The sequence below is a fragment of the Streptomyces hiroshimensis genome, assembly GCF_014650335.1.
GTDB classification, from domain to species: Bacteria; Actinomycetota; Actinomycetes; order Streptomycetales; family Streptomycetaceae; genus Streptomyces; species Streptomyces hiroshimensis.
In genome coordinates this window covers 1-13191 of record NZ_BMUT01000023.1, presented here as the reverse complement: position 1 = coordinate 13191, position 13191 = coordinate 1, and the positions used below count along the sequence as shown (strand labels likewise).

11 protein-coding genes are annotated in these 13191 nt (G+C 70.8%); 2 read left to right on the top strand and 9 right to left on the bottom strand.

Annotated features, from left to right (window positions below):
* Positions 1 to 55: 55 nt before the first annotated feature.
* The 3 genes from IE241_RS32675 to IE241_RS32665 form a co-directional block, all read right to left on the bottom strand.
* On the bottom strand, positions 56 to 544 hold the full coding sequence (locus IE241_RS32675; protein WP_190025498.1) for a nuclear transport factor 2 family protein: 489 nt from the start codon (positions 542 to 544) through the stop codon (positions 56 to 58).
* Positions 541 to 1485, bottom strand: coding sequence for a dihydropteroate synthase (folP, locus tag IE241_RS32670; RefSeq protein ID WP_190025497.1), 945 nt, complete (start codon positions 1483 to 1485; stop codon positions 541 to 543). Before folP ends, IE241_RS32675 begins: the two co-directional genes overlap by 4 nt.
* 121 nt (positions 1486 to 1606) lie before the next feature.
* The gene (locus IE241_RS32665) at positions 1607 to 3460 is read right to left on the bottom strand and encodes a phosphatidylglycerol lysyltransferase domain-containing protein (RefSeq protein ID WP_190025496.1); all 1854 of its coding nucleotides are present in this window, start codon (positions 3458 to 3460) and stop codon (positions 1607 to 1609) included.
* A gap of 170 nt (positions 3461 to 3630) precedes the next feature.
* Here IE241_RS32665 and IE241_RS32660 point away from each other — a divergent pair, with 170 nt between their 5' ends.
* Positions 3631 to 4740, top strand: a complete 1110-nt coding sequence (locus tag IE241_RS32660) for an alpha/beta hydrolase (protein ID WP_190025495.1) — start codon at positions 3631 to 3633, stop codon at positions 4738 to 4740.
* A gap of 113 nt (positions 4741 to 4853) precedes the next feature.
* Here IE241_RS32660 and folE read toward each other — a convergent pair whose 3' ends face one another.
* The 6 genes from folE to dacB all read right to left on the bottom strand — a co-directional run bounded on the left by folE (position 4854) and on the right by dacB (position 12467).
* The gene (folE, locus tag IE241_RS32655) at positions 4854 to 5459 is read right to left on the bottom strand and encodes a GTP cyclohydrolase I FolE (RefSeq protein WP_190025494.1); all 606 of its coding nucleotides are present in this window, start codon (positions 5457 to 5459) and stop codon (positions 4854 to 4856) included.
* Positions 5460 to 5603: 144 nt separating this feature from the next.
* Positions 5604 to 7598, bottom strand: a complete 1995-nt coding sequence (ftsH, locus tag IE241_RS32650; protein ID WP_190025493.1) for an ATP-dependent zinc metalloprotease FtsH — start codon at positions 7596 to 7598, stop codon at positions 5604 to 5606.
* 265 nt (positions 7599 to 7863) lie between these two features.
* The gene (gene hpt / locus IE241_RS32645; RefSeq protein WP_058047052.1) at positions 7864 to 8403 is read right to left on the bottom strand and encodes a hypoxanthine phosphoribosyltransferase; all 540 of its coding nucleotides are present in this window, start codon (positions 8401 to 8403) and stop codon (positions 7864 to 7866) included.
* A 99-nt stretch (positions 8404 to 8502) separates the two neighbouring features.
* Positions 8503 to 9519, bottom strand: a complete 1017-nt coding sequence (gene tilS, locus IE241_RS32640; protein WP_190025492.1) for a tRNA lysidine(34) synthetase TilS — start codon at positions 9517 to 9519, stop codon at positions 8503 to 8505.
* 202 nt (positions 9520 to 9721) lie between these two features.
* Positions 9722 to 10867: an Rv3626c family coenzyme F420 biosynthesis-associated protein gene (locus tag IE241_RS32635; RefSeq protein ID WP_190025491.1), complete on the bottom strand. Its 1146-nt coding sequence runs from the start codon at positions 10865 to 10867 to the stop codon at positions 9722 to 9724.
* A gap of 223 nt (positions 10868 to 11090) precedes the next feature.
* Complete coding sequence (gene dacB, locus IE241_RS32630) at positions 11091 to 12467, bottom strand: D-alanyl-D-alanine carboxypeptidase/D-alanyl-D-alanine endopeptidase (protein WP_308433772.1); 1377 nt, start codon at positions 12465 to 12467, stop codon at positions 11091 to 11093.
* A 161-nt stretch (positions 12468 to 12628) separates the two neighbouring features.
* Between dacB and IE241_RS32625 the strand changes: the two genes are divergently transcribed.
* Positions 12629 to 13126, top strand: coding sequence for an inorganic diphosphatase (locus tag IE241_RS32625; protein WP_030367366.1), 498 nt, complete (start codon positions 12629 to 12631; stop codon positions 13124 to 13126).
* The last annotated feature ends 65 nt before the right edge of the window (positions 13127 to 13191 follow it).

The window sequence follows — 13191 nt, the reverse complement described above, 5'->3', positions numbered from 1 at the left end:
TCCCGCCGCGCTGACGCAGAGCGACTCCCGTGAGGCCGGTGTGACGCGAGATACGTCACCCTCCCGAAATGCCCTCCGCGCCGTTCGCGCCGTCCCCCTCATCCTCCTCGTCCTCGCGCCCGGCGAGCACGGGCGAGCCGTGGTGCGACCACACCTTCCACTCCTCGCCGACGCGCCGGAAGGCGTTCGTCGCCACGACGAGCTGCCCCACCAGCGGGCCGAGCTCCCCCTCCTCCTCGGCCGGGCCGCCGCTGAGGATGTTCTCCGTGCAGGTGACGAGGGCGGTGTCGCCGGCGACCGAGACCTCGACGTCGGTGAGGAAGAACTGGATGTAGTCCGTGCTCGCCATGATCAGCGCATACGAGCGGAGCACCTCGTTCCGCCCGCGCAGCACCGGCCACCCCGGGTGGACGCACGACACCTCGGCGTCGGGATCGTCCAGCCACAGCCGGCCCATCGCGGCCGTGTCGCCGCGCTCCACCGCCTCGTACAGCGCGGTGTTCGCCAGCTCGACCTGCTCGCTGTCCGTACGAGCGGTGCTCACATGCCCCCCTCGGCGCCTGCCGCGCCCGCCGCACCCGCCACCCGCGCCGCCTCCGCGACCTGCCCGGCCTTACCGACCTCACCGGCCTCGTGCACCGCCTGCACCACGCGCACCGCATCCGCGCTGGCCCGCACCTCGTGCACCCGCACCGCCCACGCGCCCTCGCGCGCCGAGAGCGCCGAGACGGCGGCCGTCGCGGCGTCCCGCTCCCGGGCCGGCGGCGGCTCGCCCCCGGGGCCGGCCAGCACCCGGCCGAGGAAGCGCTTGCGGGAGGCGGCCACCAGCAGCGGCAGCGCCAGCTCCCGGCGCAGCCGCGCAAGGCCCGCGACCAGCGCGAGGTCGTGCTCGGCGCTCTTGGCGAAGCCCAGGCCCGGGTCCACCACGAGCCGCTCGGGGTCGACGCCCGCCGCGACCACGGCGTCCAGCCGCTGCTGCAGCTCGGCGAGCACCTCGCCGACGACGTCCCCGTAGACCGCCCTGCTGTTCATGTCGGCGCTGAAGCCGCGCCAGTGCATCACCACGAAGGGCACCCGGGCCGTGGCCACGACAGGCACCATCGCGGGGTCGGCGAGCCCGCCGCTCACATCGTTGACCAGGGCCGCTCCGGCCTCGACGGCCGCCTCCGCGACCGAGGCCCGCATGGTGTCCACCGACACCACGGCGCCCTCGGCCACCAGCTCGCGGACCACCGGGACCACCCGGCGCAGCTCCTCGCCCTCGTCCACCCGCGCGGCGCCGGGGCGGGTGGACTCGCCGCCCACGTCGACGAGGTCCGCACCGCCGGCGATCAGATCGAGACCGCGCTTGACCGCGAGTTCGGAGTCGAACCAGCGCCCGCCGTCGGAGAACGAGTCCGGCGTGACGTTGACGACGCCCATCACCGCACAGCGATTCCACTCCGGCAGACCGACGGGCCCGTGACGACCGCGCAAGGTACTCATGGGACCAGCCTAGGGCGTGCCGCAAAGAGGAGTGCCCCCGACCGGAAGCCGGTCGGGGGCACTGCCGCACACACTTTCCGCGGTATCACCACCGCGCACTCACGCGGGGCTCACGCCGCGCTCACGCCGCGCGCGTGACCTCCGAGGCCGAGACCTGCTCGTCGGCGTCCTCCAGGACGTCCTTCGGCGGCGCCGGGCGGCGGCGCAGCAGACGCGGCAGCTCCAGGAAGCCCTCCGCCTGCATCATCGCGAAGCCGATGCGGGGCAGGTCGCGGCTGTTGGGGAAGACGATGAAGCGCGGCTCCCAGCGCGGCCGGAACTTCTCGTTGAACTTGTACAGCGACTCGATCTGGAACCAGCGCGAGAGGAAGACCAGCACCGAGCGCTGGATGCGCACGACCGGGCCGGCGCCCAGCTTGCCGCCGCGCTCCAGGGCCGAGCGGAAGAACGCGAAGTTCAGCGACAGGCGCTTGACCTTGAGCTCGGGCGCGGCCTGCAGGAAGGCGACGATCAGGAGCTCGTTCATGCCCGGGTCCGCGCTGCGGTCACGGCGCATGAGCTCCAGGGAGCTGCCGTCCGGGCCCCACGGCACGTAGTGCTGCATGGCGCGCAGGTCGCCGAACGGGCAGTCCTCGCCCTCCTCCGGGTCCTTGTGGGCGGTCGCGATGATGGCGTCCAGGTCCTTCGGGTCGCCGATGCGGCCCAGGGCCATGGAGAAGCCGCGCTCGTCCTCGGTGTCGCGCCAGGCGTTGGCGGCCTTCTGGACGGCCTCCAGCTCCTCCGGGGAGAGGTCGCCGACGCGGCGCACCTTGGTGCTGTAACCGTTGCGCTCGATGCGCTTGACCATCTGGCGGACGTTGCGCATGGAACGGCCGGTCAGGGAGAAGTCGGCCACCTCGACGATGGCCTCGTCGCCCATCTCCAGGGCGTCGAGCCCGGTCTCGCGGGTCCAGACCTCGCCGCCGGTCTCGCTGCAGCCGGCGACGGCGGGCGTCCAGGAGTGGCGCTTGGCCAGCTCCATGAACTTCTCGATGGCGCCCGGCCAGGCCTCGACGTCACCGATGGGGTCACCGCTCGCGAGCATCACGCCGGAGACGACGCGGTAGGAGACGGCCGCCTTGCCGGAGGGCGAGAAGACCGCGCTCTTGTCACGGCGCAGCGCGAAGTGGCCGAGCGAGTCGCGGGCGCCGTGCTTGGCGAGCAGCTCGCGCAGCTTGTCCTCGTCCTCCTCGGTGAGGACGGCGGCCGGGTAGGCCGGCATGAAGGCCAGGTAGGCGGTGGTGGCCACGGTCAGCAGACCGAGGGCGCCCAGGGAGTAGCCGACGGTGTAGTCGACGTGCTCGGTGTAGCGGATCGAGCCCTCGAAGCCGAAGAGGCCCCAGATCACGTGCTCGATCTGCTCGATGACCGGCGGGTCGCCGATCATCTGGTCCGGGTGCGAGCCGACGATCACCCAGCCGAGGCCGAAGCTGAACGCGCCCATCAGGATGAAGTTGGCCGCGACCTTCCAGCGGCTGCGCGGGTCCGGCAGCGCGTAGAAGGAGCTCTTGTGCCACACGAGGTAGATGAAGAGCAGCAGCGACAGGATCGCGCCGATGTACGAGTGGCGGTAGACCAGCTGCGCGGCGGCCCCTATCGGCAGCAGCACGACGGCGGCGAGCCAGGCGCGCTGCTTGGCCCGCTTGAGCCCGTGGGCGAGCATCAGCAGCAGGATGCCGACGATGATCGAGCCGGCCGCGGCCAGCTGGGTCACGGAGCCGGGCAGTACCTCGGCGAGACTGTGGACCTTGCTCCAGCGGAACCGCGGAACGACACCGGCAAGGACGTCCACCAGGCCGATGAGAGCGGCGACCGTTCCCACGACGGCAGGCACGTTCTCGGGCTTGGGCCCTCTGACGATACGCGCAAGCCTCGACAGTCGCTTGGTTCCCTCGGGAACCCCATCGGACTTTTTGCCATCTACCCTGACAGACATCTCTTCCCGTCGTCCTGTCGAGTGGACCTGCGCCATCTGGCAGCAGCGCCCGGACAATGTGCGCCCTGTAGGACGACGGATTCGGGGTTGAGGTTCCGCGGGGGGCCGAGCCCGGAAAGAAGTAACCATTCCGCGACTCGGCGCCGGGTCGCCTCGGCAGAAAGCACCTCATGGGTCTCACCAGCATGGCAGTACTGCTGCTTGCCATCGCGGCTGCGGTAGTGCTCTTCGCGTTGACGATTTGGCTCTGGCCCCGCCTGGGCAAACGGAGCGTGGGCTCCATACTCGGCAGGGTGGGCATGATGCTGGCCACACAGCTCACCCTGTTCGCTGCGATCGGTCTGTGGGCCAACCAGTCCTTCGGCTTCTACGGCTCCTGGGCCGACCTCTTCGGTCAGGTCAAGGAAGAGGGCGTGGTCGTCGACCACAGCGCCAGCGGCAAGCGGGTGCAGGTCGTGAACACCCAGGCCGTGAAGGTGCCGCGGGGCAATGTCCCGCGCGTCGGCGGAAAGATCGAAAAGATCCAGGTCGCCGGCGTCGAATCGAAGATCAACGGCCCGGCCTACGTGTATCTGCCGCCGGAGTACTTTCAGCCGGAGTACGCGAACCGCAAATTTCCCGCATCCGTCGTCCTGACCGGATACCCGGGCACCGCCGAGGCGCTCATCAAAGGGCTCGACTACCCCGTCCGCGCGCACAAGCTGAGCAAGGACAAGAAGATGCAGCCCACCGTTCTGGTGATGATGCGTCCGTCCATCGTCGGCCAGCGCGACACCGAGTGCATGGACATACCGAAGGGCCCGCAGGCCGAGACCTTCTTCACCAAGGACCTGCGCAAGGCCGTCTCCCAGCACTACCGCGTGGGCGACAAGGCCGCGAACTGGGGCATGATCGGCGACTCCACCGGCGGCTACTGCGCGCTGAAGATCGCCATGCGTCACCCCGACGCGTACAGCGCCGCGGCCGCGCTCTCGGGCTACTACAAGGCCCCGCAGGACCCGACCACCGGTTCCCTCTTCGGCGGCAGCAAGCAGCTGGAGAACGAGAACGACCTGCTGTGGCGGCTGAAGCACAAGGACATGCCGCCCGTCTCGCTGCTGGTGACCACCAGCAAGCAGGGCGAGCACAACTACAAGGACACCCTGAAGTTCATCGAGAGCGTGAAGGCTCCCGCCCGGGTCTCGTCGATCATCCTGGACACGGGCGGTCACAACTTCAACACCTGGCGTCGTGAGCTGAACCCGACGCTGAAATGGATGGGCAGCCGTCTGAGCGCGTAGCGCGCCTGGAACGTACCGGTTCCGCCGAGTACATTCCGCCGGACACCCGCCGCCGTGGCTGATCGCCGCTGCGGCGGGCATTTTTTTGCGCACTCCTGCAGGGACAGCCCCCGCTATCGAGCCATGATCAGGCTCATCGCCTCGGCCCGCGTGGCCGGGTCACGCAGCTGCCCCCGCACCGCCGAGGTCAGCGTCTTCGCCCCCGGCTTGCGGATGCCCCGCATCGACATGCACATGTGCTCGCACTCGATGACCACGACCACGCCCCGCGGCTCCAGGATCTCCATCAGCGAGTCCGCGATCTGCGTCGTCAGCCGCTCCTGGACCTGCGGCCGGCGGGCGTAGACGTCCACCAGGCGGGCCAGCTTCGACAGCCCGGTGATCTTCCCGCTGGTCGACGGGATGTAGCCGACGTGCGCCACGCCGTGGAACGGCACCAGGTGGTGCTCACAGGTGCTGTAGACCTCGATGTCGCGCACGAGCACCATCTCGTCGTGCCCGAGGTCGAACGTCGTGGTCAGGACGTCCTCCGGCTCCTGCCAGAGACCCGCGAATATCTCCTTGTACGCGCGCGCCACCCGGGCCGGCGTCTCCCGCAGACCCTCGCGGTCGGGGTCCTCGCCCACGGCGAGCAGCAGCTCCCGCACCGCGTTCTCGGCGCGCTTCTCGTCGAATACGCCGACGTTCCGCTCGGCGTCCAGCGTCACCGGGTCGGTCATGGAGTGCCTCGTTCTCTCGTGCGTTCGTAGCAACCGGCACCGCCCGGATAAACGGGATGCCGCGTCCCCCAGGCTAAAACCTGGGTGACGCGGCATCCATTCCGGGCCCTGTGGTGCAGGGCCCGGCAGGGCCTGTGCGGCGGCTCAGCTCTCCGGGCGGGCGTCGTCCGGGAGGTCGAGCGACTCCATGGCCTGGCCGCCGTTGCTCGGCGCGAGCTCCTTGGGGGAGAGCACCGGCGGGCGGGTGGAGGGGGTGCGGCGCGAGGAGCCGGTCCACGCCGGGCGGGCCGGGCGCTTCACGATGTGCTTGAAGACCTCGGCGATCTCCTCCTTGTTCAGCGTCTCCTTCTCCAGGAGGGCCAGAACCAGGTTGTCGAGGACGTCGCGGTTCTCGACGAGGATCTCCCACGCCTCGTTGTGCGCGGTCTCGATGAGCTTCTTGACCTCTTCGTCGACCAGCGCGGCGACCTCTTCGGAGTAGTCGCGCTGGTGCGACATCTCGCGGCCCAGGAACGGCTCGGAATTGTCGGAGCCGAACTTGATCGCGCCGAGGCGCTCGGTCATGCCGTACTGCGTGACCATCGCGCGGGCCGTGGCGGTGGCCTTCTCGATGTCGTTGGCGGCACCGGTGGTCGGGTCGTGGAAGACGAGCTCCTCCGCCGCGCGGCCACCCAGCATGTACGCCAGCTGGTCGAGCATTTCGTTGCGCGTGGTGGAGTACTTGTCCTCGTCCGGCAGGACCATGGTGTAGCCGAGGGCGCGGCCGCGGGACAGGATCGTGATCTTGTGCACCGGGTCGGAGTTCGGGGAGGCCGCCGCGACCAGGGCGTGTCCGCCCTCGTGGTACGCGGTGATCTTCTTCTCCTTGTCGCTCATGATCCGGGTCCGCTTCTGCGGGCCGGCCACGACGCGGTCGATCGCCTCGTCCAGCATGTGGTTGTCGATCAGCTTGCGGTCGCTGCGGGCCGTCAGCAGGGCGGCCTCGTTGAGCACGTTGGAGAGATCGGCACCGGTGAAGCCGGGGGTGCGGCGGGCGACGGCCGACAGGTCGACGTCCGGGGCGACCGGCTTGCCCTTCTGGTGGACCTTGAGGATCTCCAGACGGCCCTGCATGTCCGGGCGGTCGACGGCGATCTGCCGGTCGAAGCGGCCGGGGCGCAGCAGCGCCGGGTCGAGGATGTCGGGACGGTTGGTGGCGGCGATCAGGATGACGCCGCCCTTGACGTCGAAGCCGTCCATCTCGACGAGGAGCTGGTTCAGCGTCTGCTCGCGCTCGTCGTGACCGCCGCCGAGGCCCGCGCCGCGGTGCCGGCCGACGGCGTCGATCTCGTCGACGAAGACGATGGCCGGGGCGTTGGCCTTGGCCTGCTCGAAGAGGTCACGGACGCGGGAGGCGCCGACACCCACGAACATCTCGACGAAGTCGGAGCCGGAGATCGAGTAGAACGGAACGCCCGCCTCGCCGGCGACGGCGCGCGCGAGGAGCGTCTTGCCCGTACCGGGCGGGCCGTAGAGCAGCACACCCTTGGGGATCTTGGCGCCGACGGCCTGGAACTTCGCCGGCTCCTGCAGGAACTCCTTGATCTCGTGGAGCTCCTCGACGGCCTCGTCGGCGCCGGCGACGTCGGAGAACGTCGTCTTGGGGGTGTCCTTGGTGATCAGCTTGGCCTTGGACTTCCCGAAGTTCATCACCCGGGAGCCGCCGCCCTGCATCTGATTCATCAGGAACAGGAAGACCACGACGATGAGGACGAACGGCAGCAACGACAGCAGAACACTGATGAACGGGTTCTGCTTGGACGTCGAGACGTTGTATCCCTCCGGGATCATGTTCTTCTCGGCGTTGGCCTGCAGGGACTTGGCGATGTCGACGCCCTGCTCGCCGATGTAGTTCGCCTGGATCTTGCTGGAGCCCTTGACCTTCTGGCCGTCCTTGAGCTCAACCTTGATCTTGTTCTCGTCGCCGGTCGTCAGCTCGGCCGATTTCACCAGGTCCTTGTTGATCGCGTTGACGACCTGGCTGGTGTCCACCGACTTGTAGCCGCCGCCGGAGCCGACGACCTGCATCAACACGACCACGGCGAGGACGGCCAGCACGATCCACATGACCGGCCCACGGAAGTAGCGCTTCACGTCCATCCATACGGGGCGCGAGCGCCCCGTCCCTCCTGCCACAGTGAGGCACGGCCAGCCCCTGAGTGGGGTGCCTGTGCGTACGGTGTCCTGCTCGACCTTGAAAGCTTGACTTGAAAGCCTGAAAAAGACTGACCTTCGGACGGTACCCCAGCATTGTCTCCCGACGCCGCTGCAGACGGTCAACCAACCCGCCTTACCCTGCTCCAACGGCGGGAACCCTCATTCGGTTCCCGCGCGCCGGTGGGGGCCGCCGACCAGGCCCGGGGGCTCAGCCGCCGTAGACGTGCGGCGCGAGCGTGCCCACGAAGGGCAGGTTGCGGTACTTCTCGGCGAAGTCCAGACCGTAGCCGACGACGAACTCGTTGGGGATGTCGAAGCCGACCCACTTGACGTCGATCGCGACCTTGGCCGCCTCCGGCTTGCGCAGGAGGGTGACGACGTTGAGCGAGGCGGGCTCGCGGGAGCCGAGGTTCGACAGCAGCCACGACAGGGTCAGGCCGGAGTCGATGATGTCCTCGACGATCAGGACGTCCTTGCCCTTGATGTCGGTGTCGAGGTCCTTGAGGATGCGGACCACGCCGGAGGACTGGGTGCCCGCGCCGTACGAGGACACGGCCATCCAGTCCATCGTGACGGGGTTGGAGAGCGCACGCGCCAGGTCCGCCATCACCATCACGGCGCCCTTGAGGACACCGACGATCAGCAGGTCCTTGCCCGCGTACTCCGCGTCGATCTTCGCAGCCAGCTCCGCCAGCTTCGCGTCGATCTCTTCCTTGGTGATGAGCACCGACTTGAGGTCGGTGCCCATGTCCTTGTCGTCCACCCGCGCCACTCTCGCTTGTCTACGGATCGTCCGGCATTTCCGCGGCGAGCTGAGGCCCGTTCGTGACGTTCGTGCCCGTTCGAATCAGCCCTGCCGGAGGACCAGTCTGCCACCCTGCCTGCGGACCGCGACCCGCCCGGGCAGATTGATGGCTCCCTGGCCGCGCCATCCGGTGATCAGCCGGTCGACTTCCTCGATGTGCCGGGCGAAGAGCGAACCGGCCGGGGACCCCGCCGAGATGGCCGCCCGGCGCAGCACCCGGCGGCGGACCGCGGGCGGCAGGGCGTAGAGCTTGGCGGTCTCCAGGGCGCCGCTGTCGTCCCGGACGGAGGGCTCGACGGCGGCGGCCCAGTCGTCCAGGGCGTCGGCGTCGTCCCGGGAGAGCTGGGCGGTGCGGGCGAGGGCCTCGATCACGCCCTTGCCGAGGGCCTTCTCCAGGACGGGAAGGGCTTCGTGGCGGACCCGGGAGCGGGTGTAGGCCGGGTCGGCGTTGTGCGGGTCGTCCCAGACGGGCAGGGACTGGACCATGCAGGCCTTGCGCGCGGTCTGCCGGTCGAGGCCGAGGAAGGGACGGCGGTAGCGGCCGCCGACGCCGGAGGTGACGGCCATGCCGGCGAGGGAGCGGGTGCCGGAGCCGCGGGCGAGGCCGAGCAGCACCGTCTCCGCCTGGTCGTCCCGGGTGTGGCCGAGGAGGACGGCCACGGCGCCGTGCCGCTCGGCGGCGGCGTCGAGGGCGGCGTAGCGCGCGTCACGGGCGGCGGCTTCGGGGCCGCCGTCCCTGCCGACGGAGACGGTCAGGGCCTCGACGGGGTCGAGGTCGAAGGCGGCGAGGCGGCTCGCCACCTCTGCGGCGCGCAGGTCGGAGCCGTGCTGGAGGCCGTGGTCGACGGTGACTCCGCCGGCCCGGATGCCGAGGCGGGGGGCCTCGAAGGCGAGGGCGGAGGCGAGGGCCATGGAGTCCGCGCCGCCGGAGCAGGCGACGAGGACGAGCGGCTCACGGCCGCCGGGGGTGACGGATGAGGGTGTGGTGGGGGTGAGGACGTCGTGAAGTACGCGGCGGACCGCCAGGCGTATCGCGGCGACCGCGGGATGTGGACCCATGTCCGTGTGTCCAATCGTTCCATATGGAGATCGTTCGGAGCTGCGCGAGCTTCGAGGCCTTCAGTCACGCTGTCAGTCACGCTGTGTGCGTCGATGGTGACAGAAGCGAGCCATTACCCGAGCATCGCACGCCCACCCCTGACCTACGGTCCCTCGGACGGGTGATTACGGAGGCGTTCTACCCGGAGGAGGAGCTTCCGGTTCACGGCTCCGTCCGGCGGTGCACCCTTGCGACCCAGTCCGCCGGTTTGGCGATCTCCGCCTTGGTGGGCAGGGTGTTCGGGGATGTCCACACCCTGTTGAAGCCGTCCATGCCGACCTCACCGACGACGGCCCGCACGAAGCGCTCACCATCACGGTACTGGCGCAGCTTCGCATCCAGGCCCAGCAGCCTGCGCAGCGCCGCGTCCAGCCGGCCCGCGCCCTTGGCCCGCCGCTGCTGGAACTTCTCCCGGATCTCGGCCACGGACGGCACCACCTGCGGACCGACGCCGTCCATCACATAGTCCGCATGGCCCTCCAGCAGCGACATCACCGCCGTCAGCCGGGCCAGGATCTCCCGCTGTGCGGGCGTCTGCACCAGATCCACGATGCTGCGCCCGCCCTCGTCCACGCCGTCCTCCTCCGGAGGACGGCCCCCGGCCAGCGACTGGGCGGCCTCCCGGATCCGCTCCAGCAGCGTCGCGGGGTCGACCTCGGTCTCCCCCAGGAACGACTGGATCTCGCCCTCGATGTGGTCGCGCAGCCAGGGCACGGCCGTGAACTGCGTCCGGTGCGTCTCCTCGTGCAGGCACACCCACAGGCGGAAGTCGTGCGGGTCCACGTCCAGCTCGCGCTCGACGTGGACGATGTTCGGCGCGACCAGCAGCAGGCGGCCGCCGCCCGCCGCCGAGCCCGGCAGGTCCCTGCTCGCCGGGGCGAACGTCTCGTACTGGCCCAGCACGCGCGACGCCAGGAACGACAGCAGCATCCCCAGCTCCACGCCGGTCACCTTGCCGCCGACCGCGCCGAGCACCGCGCCGCCCGGCACGTTCGCCCGGCGGTCCTGCATCTTCTCCAGCAGCGGGCCGAGGATCGCGCGGAACCCGGCCACGTTCGCCTTGATCCAGCCCGCCCTGTCCACGACGAGGACCGGGGTGTCGCTCCCGTTGCCGTCCTCCCCCGCGCCGGGCGACATCCGCGTGAACGCCCTGACGTGCTCCTCCGAGGTCGCCGCGTGCCGCCGCAGCTCCGCGACGACCGCCCGCGCCTCCTCCCGGCTCACCTCCGGCCCGGGCCGTACGAACCGGGTCGCGGTCGCGACCGCGAGCTTCCAGTCGACCATCTCCGCACCACCGATGCTCGTCATGGCTTCACCGTACGTGGGCCGCTCCGCTCGGGGTAGCGAAGTTCTCCGGCCGGGGCCGGGGCGGTTGTCCATTCCGCCGGACCCTCGCCGTGGGAGTGCACCGCCGTTGCGGCGGGAGATTCCGAGGGGCAGCATCACGCCCCGTGCCCCGTAAGGGGCGCGGGGAACTGCGCGACCGGCCGCAGACGGCCCGCAGCCGAAGTCCGTGCCCAGAGCGCAGCGCTCAGCGGCACCCGCAGCCCGCGACAGCCGTCGCCAGCCGGTCCAGCACCCCCTGCGCACCCTCGCCGGACGGCGCACCCGTCGTCATGAAGGCGAACGACAGCAACCGCCCGTCCGCGTCCACGACCGTGCCCGACAGCGTGTTCACCCCCGTGAGCGTGCCGGTCTTGGCGCGGACGACGCCGCGCCCCGCCGCGTCCGCCCCGTACCGCCCGCTCAGCGTCCCGCTGAAGCCCGCCACGGGCAGCCCCGTCAGGACCGGCCGCAGCTCCGGGCGGGCCGGGTCGGCCGCCCGGGCGAGGAGGGAGGCCAGGAAGGCCGCCGAGACGTGGTCCGCGCGGTCGAGCCCGCTGCCGTCGGCGATGCGGGCCCCGGACAGCGGCAGGCCGAGCTTCTCCAGGCGGCCGGTCACCGCCCTGGCCGCGCCCTCGAAGTCGGCGGGCTGCCCGGACGCCAGCGCCGTCTGCCGGGCCAGCGCCTCGGCGATGTCGTTGTCGCTGTTGGTGAGGGTGCGCTCGACGAGCGCGGACAGCGGCGGCGAGGAGACGGCGGCGAGACGTTCCGCCTTGTCACCCGCGCGCCCCGCGGCCGGATCGCCGTCGACGTCGACGCCCGCCTCGCGCAGCATCCCGGCGAACTTCCGCGCCGCGTCCCCGGCCGGGTCCGCGGTGCGCTCGGCGGGGCCGCGGTCGGAGGCGTCCAGCCGGCCCTCGTCGACCATCAGGGCGCTGACGGGCGCGATGTTCTCGTTGGGCCCGATGGGGTGGACGGGGGGCCCGGAGTAGCGGGAGGCGTCGTAGGCGACCTTCACGCGGCCCTTGCCGCGCACCTTGAGGCCGCGGGCGGTGGCGTCCGCCAGCTCCTTCAGGCTCGCGGCGGGCTGCGCCCCCTCCTTGGCGGGGCGGGCCGTGAGCGTGGGGTCTCCCCCGCCGACGAGCACGACGGTGTCGCCGTCGGCCACGGCGGTGGTCTCGATGCGGTGCCCGGGCCCCAGCGCGGCCAGCGCCGCCGCGGCCGTGGCCGTCTTGATGGTCGAGGCCGGGGTGTACGGGGTGTCCTGGTCGGCCCCGTACAGCTGCTGCCCGGTCGCGACGTCGACGACGGCCGCCGAGGTCTGCGCACCGAGCGCGGAGTCCTTCAGGAGGCCGTCGAGGGCACCGCCGAGCCCGTCGCGGGTCGGCTGCGGGGCCGTGGCCCGGCCGCCGAGGGCCGCGAGCACGGGCGGCGCGGCCGGGCGTACGGGCTCCGCGTGGCGGCCGCCGCCGGCCGCTGCGTCCGCGGCCGCCCGCGCGCGCTCGGCCCTGCGCTGGCCGCCCTCCCAGGGGCCGGCCGCGCCCACCGCGGCGCCCGCCACGACAACTCCGGCCAAAGCGGACACGGCGGCGAACCGTGCGGTCCGCGCCCGGGGCGTGCCCCACCACGGCGGAAGCCGCCATGACCTGGTCTCCGACATCCCGGACCAGCCCCTTTCGCCAGCACACACCCACGTGAGAGACACTTAATCACCAGACGTATGTGTTGATCATGGAGGAGCCACCCGTGGAGTTCGACGTCACCATCGAGATCCCGAAGGGTTCGCGGAACAAGTACGAGGTGGACCACGAGACCGGTCGCATCCGCCTGGACCGCCGTCTCTTCACCTCGACCAGCTACCCGGCGGACTACGGCTTCGTCGAGAACACCCTCGGTGAGGACGGCGACCCGCTGGACGCCCTCGTCATCCTTGACGAGCCGACCTTCCCGGGCTGCCTCATCAAGTGCCGCGCCATCGGCATGTTCCGTATGACGGACGAGGCCGGCGGCGACGACAAGCTGCTGTGTGTCCCGGCGAACGACCCGCGCATGGAGCACCTGCGCGACATCCACCACGTGTCGGAGTTCGACCGCCTGGAGATCCAGCACTTCTTCGAGGTCTACAAGGACCTGGAGCCGGGCAAGTCGGTCGAGGGTGCGGACTGGGTCGGCCGCGCCGAGGCGGAGGCCGAGATCGAGGCCTCGTACAAGCGCCTGGAGGCCGCGGGCGGCGCCCACCACTGAGTGGGCGAGCCTGACGGCTCGGTTGCGCGGGGCCGGGGTGCCCGTACGTATTCGTACGGGCACCC

Bases quoted from the DNA above. Each gene is read 5' to 3' on its own strand.
- folP (WP_190025497.1), bottom strand. From the start codon at position 1,485: ATGAGTACCTTGCGCGGTCGTCACGGGCCCGTCGGTCTGCCGGAGTGG.
- IE241_RS32665 (WP_190025496.1), bottom strand. From the start codon at position 3,460: ATGTCTGTCAGGGTAGATGGCAAAAAGTCCGATGGGGTTCCCGAGGGA.
- IE241_RS32660 (WP_190025495.1), top strand. From the start codon at position 3,631: ATGGGTCTCACCAGCATGGCAGTACTGCTGCTTGCCATCGCGGCTGCG.
- folE (WP_190025494.1), bottom strand. From the start codon at position 5,459: ATGACCGACCCGGTGACGCTGGACGCCGAGCGGAACGTCGGCGTATTC.
- ftsH (WP_190025493.1), bottom strand. From the start codon at position 7,598: ATGGACGTGAAGCGCTACTTCCGTGGGCCGGTCATGTGGATCGTGCTG.
- hpt (WP_058047052.1), bottom strand. From the start codon at position 8,403: ATGGGCACCGACCTCAAGTCGGTGCTCATCACCAAGGAAGAGATCGAC.
- tilS (WP_190025492.1), bottom strand. From the start codon at position 9,519: ATGGGTCCACATCCCGCGGTCGCCGCGATACGCCTGGCGGTCCGCCGC.
- IE241_RS32635 (WP_190025491.1), bottom strand. From the start codon at position 10,867: ATGACGAGCATCGGTGGTGCGGAGATGGTCGACTGGAAGCTCGCGGTC.